We start from the raw sequence: 18,499 nt of genomic DNA, 5'->3' as shown, positions 1-18,499 counted from the left end.
CCCGCCGGTCGTGAATTTCCTTGCGCATGGCTGGCTCGCCCGGGGCGGCAGCGATGATTTCCTCTATGGCAACCTGATCGCCGATGGGGTCAAGGGAGTGGACCTCTCGGCCTGGAATGCCGAGCAGGCGAGCGGCATTCGCCACCACCGGCGGGTGGATGCCTTCGTCGATGGCCATCCGGTGGTCTCGTCCGTGCTCGAGCGATCGCCGCGCAGGCAGCGCCGCTATGCCGGCATCGCACTGGACCTGGTCTGGGACCACTTCACGGCGCGTACGCTGACGAGCGACGAGCGGCACTGGCTGGTCCATCGCTGCTATCGGGTGCTGGCGACCCGACCGGCCCCGGCCCGACTGGCAGCGATGATGCCGGTCCTGGTGGAGCAGGACTGGCTCAATCGCTATGCCGACTTCGCCTTCACCTGCCGGGCCATCGAGGGCATCGGCCAGCGGCTTTCCGGCCCCAACCGCCTGGCCGAGCTGGTGCCCTGGCTGGAAGAGGACTACGAGCGACTCTCACGCGACTTCGAAAGGCTCTGGCCCGCGGTCAATGACGCCCTGGGCCTTGCCCCTGGCAATGGGCCGCTCACTCGACCCTGAGCCACAGGCAGTCGACCGGATCGCCCGGGTCGACCCGGCTCTCGGCGGGAATCACCGCCAGTGCATCGGCGCTGATGCAGGAAGACAGCACGCCCGAATTCTGATCCCGGAAGGCCCGGGCCAGGATTCCGTGCTCGCCGAACTCGAGCATCACGCGCATGTAATGGCGCCGCGGGCCCGTGCTCGTCGCGAAATCCGCCCGGGCCCGGAGGCAGGGCAGCTGCGCGAGCGCCGGGCAGCCCTGCAGGGCACCGAGCAGCGGGCGCAGGAACAGCCAGGCCCCGACGAAGCAGGAGACGGGGTTGCCGGGCAGTCCGACGAAGCGTATCTCGCGACCCTCCCGTCCCGGCAGGCGCCCCAGGGCAAGCGGCTTGCCGGGGCGGATCGCCAGTCGCCACAGGTCCAGCTGGCCCAGCGACGCCAGGGCGGCCTTGACGTGGTCCTCCTCACCGACACTGACGCCGCCGGTGCTGATCACCAGGTCGGCCTCCCGGGCGGCGGCGCTCAAGGTCTCGCGGGTACCCGACGGATCATCGGGAATCGAGGTGACCAGCGTCAGTTCCGCGCCGAAGCGTTCGAGCAGCCGCCTGAGCATCGGCCGGTTGGAGTTGTAGATCTGGCCCGCGGCAAGCGGCCGGCCCGGGTCGACGATCTCGTCGCCGGTGGAGAGCAGCGCCACCCGCGGCCGCCGGCGCACCAGCACCTCGGTGATGCCCTGGCCGGCCAGATGGCCCAGGGCCGCAGCCTCCAGGCGTTCGCCGGCCGGCAGCAGACGATCGCCCGACGCGACGTCACGCCCGCGGCGGCGGATATTGTCACCGGCCGGGATGTCGGGCGGTATCGCGGCCAGCTCTGCCGCCACCTCGACCCGCTCCTGCATCACCACGCAGTCGGCTCCCGGGGGGATCTCGCCCCCGGTGAAGATCCGCGCACAGCTGCCGGGCGCCAGGGGCGTGGCCGGCGAGCCCGCGGTGATGCGCTGGGAGACCGGCAATCGCTTGCCGGCGTCCCGGTGGTTCAGGGCATAGCCATCCATGGCGCTGTTGTCGAAGGACGGCACATCGAGCCGGGCCTCGATGGCCTCGGCAAGCACGCGGCCCGCCGCCTCGTCACAGGGGAGGGTTTCGGGCGGGGTCGCGGCCACGTCACGCAGCAGTGCCACCAGTGCCGCCTCGACCGATTGCAGCTCAGCCATGCTGGCCTCGCTCGGGGATGACGAGATTGGCAAAGTTGCACGGCTTGTGCCGGCTGTCGAGTTGCTCGGCCAGGATCCCGTCCCAGGCGGTGCAGCAGGCACCGGTGGAGCCGGGCAGGCAGAACACCACGGTGGCGTTGGCCAGCCCGCCGAGGCAGCGGCTCTGCACGGTGGAGCTGCCGATCTCCTGCCAGGAGAGGTGGCGGAAGAGCTCGCCGAAGCCCTCGATCTGCTTGTCGAGCAGGACCGAGACCGCCTCGGGGGTGGAGTCACGGCCGGTAAAGCCGGTGCCACCGGTGGTCAGGATCACCTGGACCTCCGGATCGGCGATCCAGCCGGCCACCACGGCACGGATGCGGTAGACGTCATCGGGCACGATGCGCTTCTCGTGGAGGGCATGGCCGGCGGAGGTGAGACGCTCGACCAGCGCCTGGCCGCTGCGGTCGGTCTCCTCGTTGCGGGTATCGGAGATGGTCAACACCGCAATGGAGAGGGGAATCATCGGCTCGCTCATCCTTGCTGCTGCTCCTGCTTGGCGGCCTGGCGCGCCTCGAAGGCGGCCAGCTGCTCGGGGGTGGCTTCCTGCTGGTACTTGGCCTTCCACTCCGCATAGGGCATGCCGTAGACGTAGTCACGGGCGGCGCCGTAATCGAGGTCAGCGCCGCGTTCGTCGGCGGCGGCCACCAGCCACTTGGAGAGGCAGTTGCGGCAGAAGTCGGCGAGGATCATGAGGTCGATGTTCTGCACCTCCTTGTGCTCGTCCAGGTGGCGGAGCAGGCGGCGAAAGGCGGCCGCCTCGAGTTCGGTACGGGTAGCGTCGTCGAGATGCTGCATGGTGGCTCCTCGGGGTGGCAATTGCGTCTGGCGTACCAGCTTAACAAAAGACACCGCCCGAAGGCGGTGTCGATGGGCGCCTTACTGCCAACGCTCAGCCGGAGCGGGGGGCCGGCTCATCGTCCTGCGATGACACCCGGTCGGCCGCCAGCTGTTCCTCGGGAACGGCCTGGTCCTTGACCTCCTCGTACCAGAGGTTGTGATGCTCCTTGGCCCAGGTCTCGTCCACGTAGCCGGTCGCCATGCCCTCGAAGGAGCCCTCGGTGCCGAGCGTGCCGATGTAGATGTGGCCGAACGCCACTGCCGTCAGGCCGAACGCGCCCACGGCATGGATGATGTTGGCCCACTGCATGGTGTCCCGCACCTGGCCATAGTTGGGGAAGTCCAGCACCAGGCCACTGATGATCACCGCGATGCCGGCGGTGGCGAGCAGCCAGTACCACGCCTTCTCGCCGGCGTTGGCGAAGCCCGCATCCGGATGTCCCTTGCCCACCAGCCCGCCGCCCATTCGGAACCACTGGAGGTCATGCTTCTTCGGCAGATTGTGCACGAAGAGCCTGGCTAGCAGGATCACCAGCAGGATGCCGAACAGCGGCCCCAGGTAGTTGTGGATCAGCTTGGTACCGGACATCATCGCCGCCCAGAAGCCGTCGCCGAAGATCGGACGGAAGACGGCCTTGCCATAGGCCAGGTTGAGCCCGGTGAGGGCGAGCAGGATGAATAGCGTCGCCACCGTCCAGTGCAGGGACCTGACCATCAGGGACCAGCGCAGCAGCTTGCGCCCCGTTCGGGGTTCATCGAGCTTCTTGGAGCCGACCACCAGGTAGAACAGCGCAATCACGACGATCATGCCCACCACGGCGATCACCCCGAAGGGAGAGACCCAGCGCTCACGCAGTTGTCGCCAGGTCTCGCCGCTGGCGTTGATCAGGTTGTAGCTGGAGTCGAACCGGCTGTCCCGGTAGTTGGGGCCGGTCTCGCCGCTCTTGATCTGCCGCCAGGCATCGGCGTCCAGGGCCGGGACGGCCGTGGCCGCCTCACGATCGGGGTCGGCCTGGGCGAGGGCGAACTGGGCAACCCCCAGGCTGGCTACCAGGGCCAGCATCAGCAGGGGCAGTCGCCACAGCGCCCGCCAGGGTGTGGACTTGCTCATGACATGACCTCCTTACCCCTGCTGGGTGGCATCGTAGGCCAGGGAATCGGCATCGGCGCGGGGATTGCCCGACCAGCCGCCATCCTTGTGCCCCCGCTGGACCACGCGCTGGCGGAAGATATCGGCGACCTCCTGGGCATCGCCGGCAAGCAGGGCCTTGGTCGAGCACATCTCGGCACACAGCGGCAGCTTGCCCTCGGCGATGCGGTTGGCCCCGTACTTCTGATACTCCTCTTCCTGGGTCTCCGCCGGGCCGCCGGCGCAGAAGGTGCACTTGTCCATCTTGCCCCGCTCGCCGAAGGCGTTCTGCTTCGGGAACTGTGGGGCGCCGAAGGGGCAGGCGTAGAGGCAGTAGCCGCAGCCGATGCACAGATCCTTGTCGTGCAGCACGATGCCGTCATCGCGCTGGAACAGGGTCTCGGTGGGGCAGACGGCGATGCAGGGCGCATCGTCGCAGTGCATGCAGGCCACCGAGATGGAGACCTCGCTGGGCTCGCCGTCGTTGAGGGTCACCACGCGACGGCGCTGGATGCCCCATTCCACCTCGTTGGCGTTCTTGCAGGCGGTGACGCAGCCGTTGCACTCGATGCAGCGCTCCGCGTCGCACATGAACTTCATCGTGGCCATGGTGTTCTCCTCAGCTTGCCTTCTCGATGCGACACAGGGTGCACTTGGTTTCCTGCATCTGGGTCACCGAGTCATAGCCGTAGGTGGTGGCGGTGTTGGCCGCCTCGCCGAGCACATAGGGTGCCGAGCCCTCCGGATAGCGGTCGTGCAGGCTCTCGCCCTGGAACATGCCGCCGAAGTGGAAGGGCATGAAGACCACCTCGCGGGCGACCCGCGGGGTGACCAGTGCCTTGACCTTCACGCGGCCGCCCTCGGCGCCCTCGACCCACACCATGTCGCCCTCGGCGATGGCCAGGTCGTTGGCGAGTGCCGGGTTGATCTCGACGAACATCTCCTGCTGCAGCTCGGCGAGCCAGGACATGGAGCGGGTCTCCTCGCCGCCACCCTCGTACTCCACCAGGCGTCCGGAGGTGAGGATGATCGGGTACTTCCCGGTGACGTCCTTGTCCTGGATGGTCTTGTAGAGGGTGGGCAGGCGGTAGTGGGAGGCCACGTCGTCCCACGTCGGGTAGTCGGCCACCAGGTCGCGGCGACTGGTGTAGAGCGGCTCGCGGTGCTTGGGGATGGGGTCGGGGAAGGTCCAGACATTGCAGCGCGCCTTGGCATTGCCGAACGGGGCGCACTCATGGGCGATCGCCACGCGCTGGATGCCGCCGGAGAGGTCGGTCTTCCAGTTCTTTCCTTCCGCCTCGGCCTTCTCGGCGTCGGTCAGGTCGTCCCACCAGCCGAGGTCCTTGAGCATGGAATCGGTGAACTCGGGATAGCCGTCCTCGAGCTCGGAACCTTCGCTGAACGACCCGTCGGCGAGGATGTTCTCGCCATTGCGCTCGATGCCGAAGCGGGCGCGGAAGGTCAGGCCGCCCTCGGAGACCTTCTTGCTGGTGTCGTAGAGGATCGGGGTACCGGGATGGCCCATCTCGGCGGTGCCCCAGCACGGCCAGGGCAGGCCATAGTAGTCGCCGTCGGCGGGGCCGCCCTCGGCGCGCAGGTCGTGGAAGCTGAAGGTATGCCAGTTCTGCTGGTGGGCCTTGAGCCGCTCCGGGCTCTGGCCGGTATAGCCCACCGTCCACATGCCGGCGTTGAACTCCCGGGTGATGTCCTCGATCAGCGGCTCGTCGCCGTTCATCTGGTAGTTCTTGACCAGCTCGTCACCGAAGCCCAGCTTCCTGGCCAGCAGGTACATGATCTCGTGATCGGGCTTGGACTCGAACAGCGGCTCGATCACCTTGTCACGCCACTGGATGGAGCGGTTGGTGGCGGTGACGCTGCCGGTGGTCTCGAACTGGGTGGCGGCCGGCAGCAGGAAGACGCCGTCCTGGCGGTCATGCATGACCCCGGCCACGGTGGGGTAAGGGTCGACGATGACCATCATCTCGAGCTGCTGCATGGCCTTCTGCATCTCGGGACCACGGGTCTGGGAGTTGACCGCATGCCCCCAGTAGAACATCGCCTTGAGCCGGGTGCGCTGGGAGATGTCCTCCTCCTGCTCGAGCACGCCGTCGATCCAGCGCGAGACGGTGATGCCGCTGGAGTACATCGGCTGGCCATCGGCGTACTCGGCCTGGTCGAAACGGCTCTTCAGCCAGTCGAGGTCGAGGTTCCAGACCCTCGCCCAGTGGGCCCAGGCACCTTCGGCCAGGCCGTAGTAGCCGGGCAGGGAGTGGGACATCAGGCCCAGGTCTGTAGCGCCCTGGACGTTGTCATGGCCGCGGAAGATGTTGGCCCCGCCGCCGGACTTGCCGATGTTGCCCAGCGCCAGTTCGAGGATGCAGTAGGCACGGGTGTTGTTGTTGCCGGTGGTGTGCTGGGTACCCCCCATGCACCACACCACGCAGCCGGGACGGTTCTCGGCCAGGCGGCGAGCGGTGTCGCGCATCGCCTCCTCGGCGACGCCGGTGATGTTCTCGACTACGTCCGGCGGGAACTGGGCCACTTCCTCACGCACCTCGTCCATGGCATAGACGCGCTGGTCGATGTACTCCCGATCCTCCCAGCCGTTCTCGAAGATGTGCCACAGCAGGCCCCAGATGAAGGCCACGTCGGACCCGGGGCGAATGCGCACGAAGCTGTCGGCCTTGGCCGCGGTGCGGGTGAAGCGCGGGTCGACGACGATGATCTGCGCCTGGCTGCGCTCCTTGGCCAGCAGGATGTGCTGCATGGCCACCGGATGTGCCTCGGTCGGATTGGAGCCGATGAACATGATCGACTTGCTGTTCTGGATGTCGTTGAGCGAGTTGGTCATCGCCCCGTAGCCCCAGGTGTTGGCCACCCCGGCGACCGTGGTGGAGTGGCAGATACGCGCCTGGTGGTCGGTGTTGTTGGTCCCCGCCAGGGCCGCGAACTTGCGCATCAGATAGGCCTGTTCATTGTTGAACTTGGCCGAGCCCAGCCAGTAGATGCTGTCCGGGCCGTGTACCTCGGTGAGTTCCAGCACCTTGTTGCCGATCTCCTCGATGGCCTCGTCCCAGCTCAGCCGCTGCCATTCGCCGCCCACCAGCTTCATGGGGTACTTGAGGCGGCGGCTCGAGTGGCCGTGCTGGCGCAGCGAGGCGCCCTTGGCGCAGTGGGCGCCGCGGTTGATAGGGTGGTCGAAGGCGGGTTCCTGCCTGGTCCAGACGCCTTCCTGGACCTCGGCGTAGACGCCGCAGCCCACCGAGCAGTGTGAGCAGACGGTCCGCTTGGTCTCCACCGGGGCATCGGACCAGGCGGTCTTCTCGGCGGCTTCGGTGCGCTGCATCATGGGAGCGCCCATGAAGCCGGCAGCGGCGAGCCCGCCGGTGGTGGCCCCACTGCGCTTGAGGAACTGACGGCGGGAAATCCCCAGTCCGCCGGCCCTCGGAGTATCGGATCTAGGTGTCAGACGCATAGCATCGCTCTCCTGGCTCGGGGCCGTCAGTCACGCAGGGTGGCGTAGAAGGCACGGATGTGAGGGGTTTCCCGGTACTCACCGGAGGGTTTGGCCTCCTTCTTGGTCGGCTTGGCGTCGGCCTGGGCCAGGGTCACATGACCGACGGCCGCCGCCGCACCGGCGGCGGCAGTACCGATACCGAGCGTCTTGAGGAAGCGCCGGCGCTGCGGATTGCGTGTGTTGGGCATGGGGATGTCTCCTCTACTCATGCTGTCTGCGGCCCTTGCGGGCCTTGTTGTGATTGTCTTTGTGTTTGTGGCCTCACGGTCCGCCGTGAGGCGTCAGGGTTCGACGATCCGGACGGGATCCTCGCGCGACTCGGCCTCGAGTCGCCGGGACTCCTCTTCGATAAAGGCCTCTCCAAGACGACCGAGGTGGGCATAGAAGGCGGTTTCCACGGCTCCCAGGTCGGCCAGGCAAATCGACGCCCAGGGCGCAAGGTGCGCCATGAAGAAGCGCGCCTCGTCCGCGGAGCGCGCCTCGATCAGCATGGCCATCACCTCACACAGGGCGGCCAGGTGGTCCTCCGGGTCCCGACTGTGTTCGGCGCGCTGGAAGCCCAGCGCCTTGAGGTCGCGGCGCAGGGCGACCAGCGCCGCATCCATCAGCTCGCCGTTGCGATACCAGGAGGCATAGGGTGTGATGTCGCCCTGCACCACCCCGACCAGGTGGCGGAAGTGGGCCCGCTCGAGGGCAGCGGCCGTGGTCGCGCCCGCGGCGGCGACCAGCGATGCCCAGCGCTCGGCGAGCAGGGTGCCGTCCTGGTCGACCTCCAGTCCGGCCAGCCAGTCGAGCAGTGAGGCATCGGGCGCCTCGCGCAGCAGCCGTGCCAGCAGCCGGTAGACATCGGCTCGCAGGGCGTCGCGCTCGTTCAATTCGTTCATGGCGTCATACCTTCAGCTGCGATTCGGGGTCGCGGGCCATGGCCTGCCAGACATCCTTGACCCGGCAGTCCTCGCACATCTCCAGGCGTGCCAGGGCATCACCGGCAAAGTAGGGATGGTCGGCAAGCTTGGCCTTGAGGGTCGCGACGGTACTCGCGGCGGCGAAGGGCTTGCCGCAGCGAATGCAGGGAAAAGCCGCCTCCTCGTGCTGGACCCGACGTTCGCCGCGCCTGGCGTCGGCAAGGAAGCCGGGCACCAGGGTGATGGCATCCTCGGGACAGGCCTCGGCGCAGAGCCCGCACTGCACGCAGTCCGCCTCGCGAAAGCTCAGCAGCGGGCGGTCGTCACCGGCGGCCAGTGCCGGGGTCGGGCAGTTGGAGACGCAGGAGAGGCACAGGGTGCAGGCCTCGCCGTCCACCGCCAGGCCGCCATAGGCGGCGCCGGCCGGCATCGCGTGGCGCTGGCCATCGGGCGCGCCGCAACGCGCCAGGTGGTCGAGCACGCTATCGAGGCGGTCGCGCTTGTCGCTGCCGGTAAGCGTCAGGGGAGCGTGCTCCAGCGGCGCCTCGCCCGGCAGGGCGTCACGGGCGGCCTGGTCACCGGCCGTCAGGCGGCTCACCCGTGTCGGCGAGTGGCCAAGGGCGTTCAGCAGGGCATGTGCCTGGGCCAGCTGGTCGTCGATGAAGGCCGTGAGGCGGTCGGGCATGCCGGGGCGGCACTGGATGCGCACCTCGGCGGCCCCGCCGGCCAGGGCGGTCAGCCACTGGTCGTGACCGGCGGCCCCGAGTTCCTCGAGGGGGATGTCGAGAACATGGCCGGCGGCCTCGCCCTCCGTGGCCAGGTCGCCGGCCTCGGCGAAGCGCACCACCGGTGCCGTGCCCCCGGCGTCCCGGTAGGCGGCGAGCCAGGCCAGCAGGGTCTCCTGCTGGCGGGCCGTCTCGGGAAGGCGGAACTCGATCGCCCCGGTCGGGCAGGCGCTGCTGCAGCTGCCGACGCCGTGACAGCGGAAGGGGTCGATCTCGATCCATGCCTCGATGCGGCCCTGGTGGCTCTTGACGGCATCGGCGGGGCAGACCTCCAGGCAGCGGGTGCAGCCCGTATAGCCGCTGGCGGAGTGGGCGCAGAGGGCGTTGTCGATCTGGAAGTAGCGCGGCTTGTCGAACTCGCCGACCAGGCCGGCGAGCGCCTCCAGCTGCTCGTCGCGCTGGGGGTCAGGCCAGGCGAGGGCGGCATAGCCGGGTGGGGGCAGCTCGAGGGCGAGCACCGGGGTCTCGCCCAGGTCGAGCACCAGGTCGAAATGCCCGCGCCCGGCCAGTGCCCGTGCCAGGTCGAGCGTGTCCTCCTGGCCGGCCAGGCGAACCGAGAAGTGCCCCAGATAACCCTCGACCTCGAGCGTACGGGACTGGGCCAGGGTGAGCCGCTGGTGGGTCATGGCGGCGGTGTCGGCGAGCAGCGCCTCGTCCTCGTCGTGCGGCTCGCCATCGGCCATGGGCTCGGTGAAGAGCAGGGTCGGGGAAGGCAGGCCCCGTTTGTGCAGCGCAAGGGCGGCACGCCGGACGTCGCGCTCGTTGCCGAGCACCAGGGCATGTCCCTCGCTGCGGTAGCCGACGCTGGCCGGGGTGAGGTTGACCGGCCAGGAGACACGCTGGCGTGCTGCCTCCCGCGCCTGCCGGTTGCGGTCATCATCCACCGGCATGATATCGATTCGCTGGTTCATGCAGTCTCACGGTCGGTTACGTAGAGTTAACTTGTTCTTGTTGTGAAGTGCTAATCTATCAGTCTTGGTCGAATCGGCGCCGTGCGCAAACGCTCCCTTGGTCTAATGCACAGAACTGCTTCATGGACCCGATAGGCCGGCTCAATGGGCTGACCCTTGACGTCGGACGACTGCCCCGCCTCGGATTCATCCCTTGCGCTCATGAGATCGTGGCGTCTCGGGCGACAGCGCCTCGGATGCGCCGGTGGTTTCGGTGTCCGACGTCCGTTGGGGGGCGTCCGAGGTAAGTTCGGGGGAGCCCTCCTCGCTGGCGGCCGTGTCCTCTGACGGAACCTCTTCCGGGACATCTTCCGGGGGCTCGTCATCGTCGAGCCGCTGTCGGGTCCAGTTGCGCAGCCGCTCCGCCACCTCACCGGCCAGGGGCTGGAGCTTCTCGCGGTAGTCATGGTCGTAGTCGTCCAGGCCATCACGGATGCCGTAATGGTCCGCGGCGAAGAGGCGACGCAGGGCGCGCTTGCGCAGGCCGCTACTGACCCCGGAGGCCAGATAGGCCTTGATGTCGCTGCCGGCGGGCAGGGTGTCCGGGTCGGGCAGGGTGTGGTCGAGGCTGCCGGGCGCCGGCGACGCGCTCGCCCTATCGGGATGATCGGGTTCCAGCGGCTCCCGGCCAGGCGCCTCGCTCTCCTTCGTCTCGCTCCCCTGCGGCGACAACGGCGTCTCCGGGGACGCCGGGAGTTCGCCGCGCTTGAGCCGGGACCATCTCTCGAACCGGCTCACGCCTGAATCTCCCGGGCGCGCCCGGCACCCTTGCGCTTCTTCTTGCGGCCCTCCGCCGGGGCCTCGCCATGATGGGCGAGGTAGGCCTCGATCCAGGCCTGTATCGCCAGCGGCATGTTGACCTCAAGGACCCGATGCTCGCCATCGAGCCAGCCCGCGGCCACGTCCTGGCTGGCAGTGATGGCAGTGGGGGTTGGCCTGGCGCCGGCCTCACCGGCCTGCACGAACAAGCGGGGGGTGGCACTCGTCAGGTTGAAGCGGTAGGCGGCCCGCTCGGTCATGTAGAGCTGCAGGTCCAGGGTCCAGGGCCCGGCGTGTCCGGGCGCCAGGTCGATGATTTCCCAGCGGGTCGTGGTGAAGCCCTTGATGGCGAGCGGTTCGCCGACGACATCGAAGCTGAGGGAGCGAGAACTACTGATTGGCGACATGTGACGACTTGCTCCAGCCTTGTGTCTATGCAGTAAAGACAGTAGGCAGAGACAATGCCATCATCGACAATCAACGTTCTGCCGAGGAGCCGTGGATGCACGACATCAGCCTGAGCCGGGCACGCCTACCTGCCACCCTGGAGATCGAGGTGCTCGACGAGTTCGGCGAGGCGAAGCGGCAGGCCATCGCCGCGGAGCGGGCCCTGACCGTCTACCTCAACAAGCGGGAAATCGTCACCCTGATGACCCTGGGCGCCGACCCCGAGGCCCTGGTGGTCGGTTACCTGCGCAATCAGGGGCTGCTGGCTGACCAGCACGATCTCCAGGCGGTGCACGTGGACTGGGAGGTGGAAGCGGCCGCGGTGGTTACTCGCCACCTGCCGGAGGACCTGGAAGAGCGCCTGGGGCAGCGGACGGTGACCACCGGCTGCGGCCAGGGGACGGTTTTCGGCCGACTGCTCGAGGCGACCTCGCTGCGCCCCTTGCCGGCCACCGTGATGCGCCAGTCGGTGCTTTACCAGCTGCTCGACAACCTCGGCGCCTACAACGAGACCTACCGCAGTGCCGGGGCCGTGCATGGGTGCGCGCTGTGTCGCCAGGAGGCAGTGCTGGACTTCGTCGAGGACGTCGGGCGTCACAATGCCGTGGACACCCTGGCGGGCCGCCAGTGGCTGCTGGCGGCGGAGAGTGCCGACGCCGACGTCTTCTACACTACCGGGCGGCTGACCTCGGAGATGGTCCTCAAGGTGGCACAGATGGGCATCGGGGTGCTGGTGTCGCGGTCTGGCGTGACCCAGAAGGGGGTGGAGCTGGCCGAGCGCTTCGGCGTGCTGCTGATCGCCCGGGCCAAGGGGCGCCACTTCCAGGCGATCCATGGCGCGGGACGGCTCGAGCTCGATGCCGTACCCGCCCGGCGTCCCGGGGACCGGGTGCGGGCGTGAGTCTCAGGTGCTGCTCTCGCCCCGGGTGCAGACCGACAGCACCACGGCATCGGCGTCGCTGACCGAGACCAGAGCATGGCCCATGGCGCTGTCGAAGTAGATGCTGTCGCCGCTGGCCAGGGCCAGCGGCTCGTAGTATTCGGTATAGAGCAGGATCTCACCGTCGAGCACCATCAGGAACTCCTCGCCGTCGTGACGCACCCATTCGCTGAACTCGTCGAAGGCGCGCGCCCGCACGATGGTCTTGAAGGGGATCATGCGCTTCTGGGCGAGCTCGCAGCTGAGCAGCTCGTGCTCGTAGGTCGGGGTAGGGTGGCGCTGGCCCTCGCCACGGCGAGTGAGGTCGCGCCGCCCCATGCTGCGGGGCTGGACCCGGGGGGGCGAGAGTAGCTGGGGCAGGTCGATACCCAGGCCATTGATCAGCTTCTGCACCGCGGTGAAGGTGGGGGAGATCTGGTCGTTCTCGATCTTGGAGAGGGTGGAGCGCGCCAGGCCGGTACGCTGGCTGACGTCCTCCAGGGTCCACTGGTGCGCCAGGCGAATCTCCTTGAGGCGCTCACCGAGGCGCAGCGGTTCGACGAAGGGCTTGCGGCCGGCGGCGATGCGCAGGGCGGCGTCCTGATCGGTGGTGGCGGTCATGCGCTGTTCACTATAGGAAACGAGGTTTCCCCAAGCCTACCACAGCCATGGCTCGCGGCCCCACGCCCGCGACCCCGTCATGCCAAGCCGCGACGGGGAGGCGGGGAAACCGATGGGAGGCCGGCTGTTTCCCTGTACCGGGAAACAGCCGGCTCAATCGCCGAAGGGCAACCCGAGCAGGGCCTTGAGGTGCGCCTCGGCACATCGGCCCAGGGAGTCCAGGTCATAGCCGCCTTCCAGCACCGACACCAGGCGCCCATCGGCATAGAGAGCGGCGATCTCCAGTGCCATGAGGGTGACCCAGTGGAAGTCCTCGTCCTCCAGGCAGAGCTCCGCCATGGGGTCGTCGCGGTGGGCGTCGAAGCCCGCCGAGACCAACACGATCTCCGGCTTGAAGGCATGCAGGGCAGGGAGCCAGTCGTCCTCGATCGCCTGGCGGAAGGCGGCACTGTCGGTGCCGGCGGGCAGGGGCGTGTTGACCACGTTCTGCCATTCGCTGCGCAGGTAGCGCCAGGGGTAGAACGGGAACTGGAAGCTGGTGCAGACCAGCACCTCGGGGTCATCCTTGAAGATGTCGATGGTGCCGTTGCACTGGTGCACGTCGAAGTCGAGGATGGCGATCCGGCGGGCCCCGTACTTGGCCCTGGCATGGGCCGCGCCCACCGCCACGTTGTTGTAGAAGCAGAAGCCCATGGCGTCGGTGGCCTCGGCATGGTGCCCCGGGGGGCGCACCGCGCAGAAGACGTTGTCGGCCTGGTGGCGGAACACCTGGTCGACGCCACGCACCACCGCCCCCGCGGCCACCCGTGCCGCCTTGAGGCTGTCAGGATTCATCATGGTGTCACTATCGAGCGTGACGATGCCATGCTCCGGCACGCACTTGTCCAGGGCCCGCAGGTGGCGAAGGGGGTGGACCCGCGCGAGCTGCTCCTCGGTCGCCTCCCGTGCGTCGGACTGCATGGTCTGCTGCAGCACGCCGGAGAGCATCAGCCTCGCCCGGATGGCATCCAGCCGCAGCGGACTCTCGGGGTGTTCGGGGCCCATGTGGTGCAAGTAGCAGTCGGGGTGAGTAATGTATGCGGTGATCATGCACTGGCTCCGAAGTGATTGAGGTCACCTTAATCGTGACGCCCGCTTGCAGAACAGTGTCAATAAGTCTTACACAATGAAGGGCGACGAGCCCTTCAGGGAGGATCCTGCTTGAGCACCCGCTTCCTGCGCCATTTCTTCGAGCCCGCTACCATCGCGGTGATCGGGGCCTCCGAAAAGCCACACTCCATGGGCGGCCTGGTGATCCGCAATCTCCGGGAAGGCGGCTTTGCCGGCAGCGTGTGGGCGGTCAACCCCAAGGGCTATGAGTCGGTCTTCTCGATGCCCTGCGTCAGCCGGGTCTCGCAGCTCCCCGAGGTACCCGACCTGGCGGTGATCTGCTCGCCGGTGGAGACGGTGCCGGGCCTGATCGAGAGGCTCGGGCGCTTCGGCGTCAAGGCCGCGCTGGTGCTGTCCGGCGGTGCCCACCTCGACGATGAGCGTGGCGACAAGGGCTCGATCCGCAGCCGCATGCTCGGTGCCGCCAGGGTCTCGGGCATCCGCGTTCTCGGGCCCGAGTGCATGGGGCTGATCGTGCCGGGGCGCAAGCTCAACGCCTCCTATGCCAGCCAGCCGGTGAAGGCCGGGCGAGTGGCCTATCTCGGCCAGTCGGGAATGCTCGGCAATGCCATGATCGACTGGGCCGCCGGCCGCGGCATCGGCTTCTCCCACCTGCTCACGGTGGGGGACAGCGTCGACGTCCTGTTGCCCGACCTGATGGACTACATCAACCAGTTTTCCCCCGCCCAGGCGATCCTGCTTCACCTCGAGCGCATCATGGATGCCCAGCACTTCATGACCGCGCTGCGCGATGCCTCCCGCAATCGCCTGGTACTGGCCATCAAGAGCGGCCGTACGGCGGAGTCCGACATTTCCGGCCTGCCGCCGACGCCCGGTGTCGCCAATCGCGACCAGATCTTCGATGCGGCCTTCGCCCGGGCAGGGGTCGTCAGGGTCGACGACTCCGACGAGCTGTTCGATGCCCTGGAGACGCTGTCACGCGTGAAGCCGCTGAAGGGGGATCGCCTGGCCATCGTCTCCAATGGCCTGGGGCCGGCGATGCTGGCCATCGACAAGCTGATCAACGCCGGGGGCAAGCTGGCCCAATTCAGCGAGGCGACCCGTGACGCCCTGCGCCGCGACGACTTCGACATGAGCAAGCCCGGCGAGAACCCGGTGGACCTGGGCGGCAATGCCACCCCGGAGCGACTCGTCGAGGCCCTGGAGATCGTGGCGGCCGACCCGGGCGTGGATGCCGTGCTGGTCGTCCATGCCCCGACCCGCCTGGCCCCGTCGAAGACCACCGCCCAGGCGATCATCGCCGCGCGCAAGCGCTTCCGGCGCAACCTGCTGACCAGCTGGATGGGCCTCGAGGAGGCCCTCTCGGCGCGCCACGAGTGCAATCTGGCCGGCATTCCCACCTACATCTCCCCGGAGAAGGCGGTGAAGGCCTTCATGCACATGGTCGACTACCAGCGGGTGCAGGCACTGCTCCAGGAAATCCCGCCGAGCCTGCCCTTTGCCACTACCCCGGAGATCCGTCGGCGCTGCCGGTCGCTGATCGAGGAGGCCCGCGAGGCGGGACGCGAATGCCTGTCGCATTCCGAGACGTCCCGGGTGCTGGAGGCCTACGGCCTCCCGGTGGCAGCGAGCCGCTACCCGCAGACTGCCGAGGAGGCCGCCGAGGCGGCAGCCGCCTTCGAGGGGCCCATGGCCCTCAAGGTGGTTCACGAGGGCAACTGCCGCCCCTTCCGCTACCGCCAGCACCCGCACAAGATCTCCGCCGGCCTGATCCAGGACCTGGCGAGCCCGGAACAGGTCGCCGAGGCCGTGGGACGCCTGCGCGACAAGGTAACGGAGAAGTTTCCGGACTTCGCGGTCCGCGAGTACTGCCTGCAGGCCATGCAGCGTGGCAAGCACTCCATGCAGCTGTGTGCCGGTATCACCCGGGACCCGGTCTTCGGCCCGGTGATCGTCTTCGGCATCGGTGGCTACAAGGTCAATATCCTGGCCGACCGCCAGGTGGCCCTGCCGCCGCTCAACATGAGCCTAGCCGCGGACGTGGTGGGGCGCACCCATGCCGCCCGCCTGATCCGCGAACACTCCAGCCATCCCGAGCGCGACCTGGAGCGGCTCTGCGAGCTGCTGGTGAAACTGTCACAGATGGCCAGTGACCTGCCCCAGCTGCGTGGCCTGGAGCTCAACCCGCTGCTGCTCAACCGCGATGGCGTGTTGGCGGTGGACTTCGCCATGGACCTCGGCACTCCCGCGCGCTTCGCGATCATGCCCTATCCCGAGGAGCTGCGGGAGTGGGTGACGCTCAAGAACGGCTGGCAGGTCGAGGTTCGCCCGATCCGCGCTGAGGATGCGCCACTAATCACCCGGTTCCATGAGCAGCTCTCCGAGGAGAGCATCCGCTTCCGTTACTTCCACAACAAGGCCGACCTGACCCAGCGCGACCTGTCGAACCTCTCGCACATCAACTATGACCGGCAGATGGCCTTCATCGCCGAGCACCTGCAAGACGACGGCAGCAAGGAGATGCTCGGGGTGGTCCGCGTATGGAACGACCCGGACAACATCCGTACCGAGTTCTCGGTCATCATCCGCGACGACCTCCAGGGGCTCGGCATCGGCAGCCTGCTGATGAAGAAGATGATCAGCTACTGCAAGAGCGTGGGCACCCTGGAGATGATCGGCAAGATCATGGTCGACAACCATCCAATGCGAGCGCTGATGAAGCACCTGGGCTTCAAGCAGCGCTACAACATGGAGGAGCAGGTGGTGGATGCGGTGCTGCGGCTCAACGAGCCGGAAAGCGACTGGCAGAAGCATCGCCTGGAGAGCCTGCCGGACTGAGCCGGTCGCTGGACGACAACGGCCCCCGCCACAGTAGCGGGAGCCGTGGGGCGGGAGGCGCGCTCAGGGCGCCAGGCGGAAGCGGTGCCAGCTGCCGTCGCGGCGCTCGTAGCGGATGCGGTCGTGGAGCCGGCTCGGCTGCCCCTGCCAGAATTCGATCATGTCGGGCACTACCCGGTAGCCGCCCCAATGGATGGGGCGGGAAATCTCCTGACCCTCGTAGGCGTGCTCGAAGCGCTGCTCGCGCTCCTCGAGCCAGGTGCGATCCGGGATCACCACGCTCTGGGTGGCCACCCAGGCGCCCAGCTGGCTGCCGCGCGGGCGGGTGGCAAAGTAGGCATCCGACTCCTCGGGGGCGACCTGCTCCACACGCCCCTCGACCCGCACCTGGCGGGAGAGCGAGGGCCACCAGAAGACCAGGGCCGCATGGGGCACGTTGGCCAGCTCGCTGCCCTTGTGGCTGTGGTAGTTGGTGTAGAAGACCAGGCCCTGGTCGTCGATGCCCTTGAGCAGCACGATGCGGGCATGGGGACGCCCCTGACTGTCGGCGGTGGCCAGGGTCATGGCATTGCCGTCGTCCCCCTCGGCCTCCAGCGCCAGGGTCAGCCACTCGTCGAACAGCGCCATCGGCTCGTCGGGGGTGGCGGACTCGTCGAGTTGGCCGCCTTCATAGTCGCGCCGGATATCGGCAATCTTGCGTGTCATGACCTTCTCCTCGGATTTTGTGCCATGGTCGCCGCTCGCCGGTTCGAGCTCAATACCCCGGGCGGGGCGGGCGGTAGATATTTCCCGATAAGCTTATGGTGCCCAGCCCAGCTGCACCATCGCCATGTAGGCGCCGGTGCCGCCGATGATCGAGAGCAGGGCATTGCGCTGCCACAGGTGCAGGCCCACCACCGCCAGCGAGGCGAGGATCATCGGCCAGCCATCGGCCGCCGCATTGAGCTGGCCGTCGGCCAGCGGGCGGAAGTCGCGCAGGGCGTAGAGCACCAGGATCATCATCACCGCCGGCGGCAGGTAGCGGCCCAGGTGCAGGATCAGCGGGTGCTCCGCCTGGCGCGCCAGGGCCACGAAGGGCAGTACCCGGGTGGCGAGCGTTGCCGCGGCGCAGACCATGATGAACCCCAGCAGATCGAGGCCGTTCATGATGCACCTCCTGCCAGCCGGCCCTGCCGGCGGCGGTAGTCGGCCAGCAGCACCAGGCTGGCCGCCCCGATGGCGCCCAGCAGCAGGTGGCGATCCGGCAGCAGCAGCATGGCCGCGAGGCCGGTGACCAGGGCGATGGCGAAGGGCAGCCACTGGCGCAGCCGGCGTGCCTGTTCCAGGGTGAGGACGATGAACAGCGCCGTCAGGGCGAACTCGATGCCGCGACTATCGAAGGCCAGGGTCGTGCCGACCAGCACCCCCGCCAACGAGCCCAGCACCCACCAGAGCTGGTTGAGCAGGCTGACGCGAAAGGCCTGGGCATGGTCCAGGCCGGCATCACCGCCGTGGGTGGTGAGCAGCGAGTAGGTCTCGTCGGTGAGGGCGAAGACCAGGTAGGGCTTGCGCCAGCCCGCACCCTGGAAGCGGCGCAACAGGGAGAGGCCATAGAAGAGATGGCGGGAGTTCAACATCAGGGTGGCCACGGCCACCTCCACCAGCCCGGCCCCGGCGGCGAGCAGGGTGACGGCCAGGAACTGCCCAGCCCCGGCATAGATGAGCAGTGACATCAGCAGCGCCCCCCAGGCCGGGACGCCCACCTCTATGGCGAGGATGCCGAAGGCGGCCCCCAGCGGCAGGTAGCCGAACATCACCGGCAGGGTGGTGACACCCGCCTCCCGCCAGGCGTGACGCTTGAGCAACGCGGA

The 18,499-nt window shown here is 68.0% G+C and carries 19 protein-coding genes; 3 read left to right on the top strand and 16 right to left on the bottom strand.

Annotation, left to right across the window (positions count from 1 at the left end; genetic code table 11):
• Window positions 1-10 precede the first annotated feature (10 nt).
• On the top strand, window positions 11-598 hold the full coding sequence (locus M8009_RS02320; protein ID WP_250059152.1) for an acyl carrier protein phosphodiesterase: 588 nt from the start codon (window positions 11-13) through the stop codon (window positions 596-598).
• Here the strand turns inward: M8009_RS02320 and M8009_RS02315 are convergent.
• From M8009_RS02315 to M8009_RS02265, 11 genes are all read right to left on the bottom strand, one after another.
• Window positions 585-1,793, bottom strand: coding sequence for a molybdopterin molybdotransferase MoeA (locus M8009_RS02315; protein ID WP_250059151.1), 1,209 nt, complete (start codon window positions 1,791-1,793; stop codon window positions 585-587). The genes M8009_RS02320 and M8009_RS02315 overlap by 14 nt on opposite strands.
• On the bottom strand, window positions 1,786-2,307 hold the full coding sequence (moaB, locus tag M8009_RS02310; RefSeq protein ID WP_250059150.1) for a molybdenum cofactor biosynthesis protein B: 522 nt from the start codon (window positions 2,305-2,307) through the stop codon (window positions 1,786-1,788). The genes M8009_RS02315 and moaB overlap by 8 nt, the downstream gene beginning before the upstream one ends.
• Entirely contained in the window at window positions 2,304-2,627 is a 324-nt protein-coding gene (locus M8009_RS02305; protein WP_250059149.1) for a DUF1244 domain-containing protein, read from the bottom strand. Before M8009_RS02305 ends, moaB begins: the two co-directional genes overlap by 4 nt.
• 94 nt (window positions 2,628-2,721) lie before the next feature.
• On the bottom strand, window positions 2,722-3,780 hold the full coding sequence (locus tag M8009_RS02300) for a formate dehydrogenase subunit gamma (protein ID WP_250059148.1): 1,059 nt from the start codon (window positions 3,778-3,780) through the stop codon (window positions 2,722-2,724).
• A 12-nt stretch (window positions 3,781-3,792) separates the two neighbouring features.
• Complete coding sequence (fdh3B, locus tag M8009_RS02295) at window positions 3,793-4,407, bottom strand: formate dehydrogenase FDH3 subunit beta (protein WP_250059147.1); 615 nt, start codon at window positions 4,405-4,407, stop codon at window positions 3,793-3,795.
• Window positions 4,408-4,417: 10 nt separating this feature from the next.
• Window positions 4,418-7,273, bottom strand: a complete 2,856-nt coding sequence (locus tag M8009_RS02290; protein WP_250059146.1) for a molybdopterin-dependent oxidoreductase — start codon at window positions 7,271-7,273, stop codon at window positions 4,418-4,420.
• Window positions 7,274-7,299: 26 nt separating this feature from the next.
• A complete protein-coding gene (locus tag M8009_RS02285; RefSeq protein WP_250059145.1) occupies window positions 7,300-7,503 on the bottom strand; it encodes a twin-arginine translocation signal domain-containing protein in 204 nt (67 codons plus the stop codon).
• 93 nt (window positions 7,504-7,596) lie between these two features.
• Window positions 7,597-8,199: a TorD/DmsD family molecular chaperone gene (locus M8009_RS02280; RefSeq protein WP_250059144.1), complete on the bottom strand. Its 603-nt coding sequence runs from the start codon at window positions 8,197-8,199 to the stop codon at window positions 7,597-7,599.
• Window positions 8,200-8,203: 4 nt separating this feature from the next.
• Window positions 8,204-9,916, bottom strand: a complete 1,713-nt coding sequence (locus tag M8009_RS02275) for a 4Fe-4S binding protein (RefSeq protein WP_250059143.1) — start codon at window positions 9,914-9,916, stop codon at window positions 8,204-8,206.
• A 186-nt stretch (window positions 9,917-10,102) separates the two neighbouring features.
• Window positions 10,103-10,693, bottom strand: coding sequence for a DUF3306 domain-containing protein (locus tag M8009_RS02270; protein WP_250059142.1), 591 nt, complete (start codon window positions 10,691-10,693; stop codon window positions 10,103-10,105).
• Window positions 10,690-11,121 carry a DUF3305 domain-containing protein gene (locus M8009_RS02265; RefSeq protein WP_250059141.1) on the bottom strand — a complete coding sequence of 144 codons (432 nt, stop codon included), beginning with the start codon at window positions 11,119-11,121 and terminating at the stop codon, window positions 10,690-10,692. The genes M8009_RS02270 and M8009_RS02265 overlap by 4 nt, the downstream gene beginning before the upstream one ends.
• A 95-nt stretch (window positions 11,122-11,216) precedes the next feature.
• Here M8009_RS02265 and M8009_RS02260 point away from each other — a divergent pair, with 95 nt between their 5' ends.
• Entirely contained in the window at window positions 11,217-12,062 is an 846-nt protein-coding gene (locus M8009_RS02260; RefSeq protein WP_250059140.1) for a formate dehydrogenase accessory sulfurtransferase FdhD, read from the top strand.
• A gap of 3 nt (window positions 12,063-12,065) precedes the next feature.
• Here M8009_RS02260 and M8009_RS02255 read toward each other — a convergent pair whose 3' ends face one another.
• The gene (locus M8009_RS02255; protein ID WP_250059139.1) at window positions 12,066-12,701 is read right to left on the bottom strand and encodes a helix-turn-helix domain-containing protein; all 636 of its coding nucleotides are present in this window, start codon (window positions 12,699-12,701) and stop codon (window positions 12,066-12,068) included.
• Between the two features lie 153 nt (window positions 12,702-12,854).
• Entirely contained in the window at window positions 12,855-13,790 is a 936-nt protein-coding gene (locus M8009_RS02250) for a histone deacetylase family protein (RefSeq protein WP_250059138.1), read from the bottom strand.
• A gap of 111 nt (window positions 13,791-13,901) precedes the next feature.
• Between M8009_RS02250 and M8009_RS02245 the strand changes: the two genes are divergently transcribed.
• Entirely contained in the window at window positions 13,902-16,649 is a 2,748-nt protein-coding gene (locus M8009_RS02245) for a bifunctional acetate--CoA ligase family protein/GNAT family N-acetyltransferase (protein ID WP_250059137.1), read from the top strand.
• Window positions 16,650-16,712: 63 nt separating this feature from the next.
• Here M8009_RS02245 and pdxH read toward each other — a convergent pair whose 3' ends face one another.
• From pdxH to M8009_RS02230, 3 genes are all read right to left on the bottom strand, one after another.
• A complete protein-coding gene (gene pdxH, locus M8009_RS02240; RefSeq protein ID WP_250059136.1) occupies window positions 16,713-17,354 on the bottom strand; it encodes a pyridoxamine 5'-phosphate oxidase in 642 nt (213 codons plus the stop codon).
• 93 nt (window positions 17,355-17,447) lie between these two features.
• Window positions 17,448-17,795 (bottom strand): branched-chain amino acid transporter permease, encoded by a 348-nt coding sequence (locus M8009_RS02235; protein WP_250059135.1) that lies wholly within the window; start codon window positions 17,793-17,795, stop codon window positions 17,448-17,450.
• Entirely contained in the window at window positions 17,792-18,493 is a 702-nt protein-coding gene (locus M8009_RS02230) for an AzlC family ABC transporter permease (RefSeq protein WP_250059134.1), read from the bottom strand. The genes M8009_RS02235 and M8009_RS02230 overlap by 4 nt, the downstream gene beginning before the upstream one ends.
• Between the last annotated feature and the right edge of the window lie 6 nt (window positions 18,494-18,499).

The sequence above is a fragment of the Halomonas gemina genome, from assembly GCF_023554995.1.
Taxonomy (GTDB): domain Bacteria; phylum Pseudomonadota; class Gammaproteobacteria; order Pseudomonadales; family Halomonadaceae; genus Halomonas; species Halomonas gemina.
Note: the sequence above shows the minus strand (reverse complement) of the source record. Positions and strands in the feature narration are given on the sequence as shown.

Coding starts and splice junctions, on each gene's coding strand:
- M8009_RS02265 (WP_250059141.1), bottom strand. CDS start 11,121: ATGTCGCCAATCAGTAGTTCTCGCTCCCTCAGCTTCGATGTCGTCGGC.
- M8009_RS02250 (WP_250059138.1), bottom strand. CDS start 13,790: ATGATCACCGCATACATTACTCACCCCGACTGCTACTTGCACCACATG.
- M8009_RS02260 (WP_250059140.1), top strand. CDS start 11,217: ATGCACGACATCAGCCTGAGCCGGGCACGCCTACCTGCCACCCTGGAG.
- M8009_RS02305 (WP_250059149.1), bottom strand. CDS start 2,627: ATGCAGCATCTCGACGACGCTACCCGTACCGAACTCGAGGCGGCCGCC.
- pdxH (WP_250059136.1), bottom strand. CDS start 17,354: ATGACACGCAAGATTGCCGATATCCGGCGCGACTATGAAGGCGGCCAA.
- M8009_RS02315 (WP_250059151.1), bottom strand. CDS start 1,793: ATGGCTGAGCTGCAATCGGTCGAGGCGGCACTGGTGGCACTGCTGCGT.
- M8009_RS02300 (WP_250059148.1), bottom strand. CDS start 3,780: ATGAGCAAGTCCACACCCTGGCGGGCGCTGTGGCGACTGCCCCTGCTG.
- M8009_RS02280 (WP_250059144.1), bottom strand. CDS start 8,199: ATGAACGAATTGAACGAGCGCGACGCCCTGCGAGCCGATGTCTACCGG.
- M8009_RS02275 (WP_250059143.1), bottom strand. CDS start 9,916: ATGAACCAGCGAATCGATATCATGCCGGTGGATGATGACCGCAACCGG.
- moaB (WP_250059150.1), bottom strand. CDS start 2,307: ATGAGCGAGCCGATGATTCCCCTCTCCATTGCGGTGTTGACCATCTCC.
- M8009_RS02255 (WP_250059139.1), bottom strand. CDS start 12,701: ATGACCGCCACCACCGATCAGGACGCCGCCCTGCGCATCGCCGCCGGC.
- M8009_RS02285 (WP_250059145.1), bottom strand. CDS start 7,503: ATGCCCAACACACGCAATCCGCAGCGCCGGCGCTTCCTCAAGACGCTC.
- fdh3B (WP_250059147.1), bottom strand. CDS start 4,407: ATGGCCACGATGAAGTTCATGTGCGACGCGGAGCGCTGCATCGAGTGC.
- M8009_RS02290 (WP_250059146.1), bottom strand. CDS start 7,273: ATGCGTCTGACACCTAGATCCGATACTCCGAGGGCCGGCGGACTGGGG.
- M8009_RS02235 (WP_250059135.1), bottom strand. CDS start 17,795: ATGAACGGCCTCGATCTGCTGGGGTTCATCATGGTCTGCGCCGCGGCA.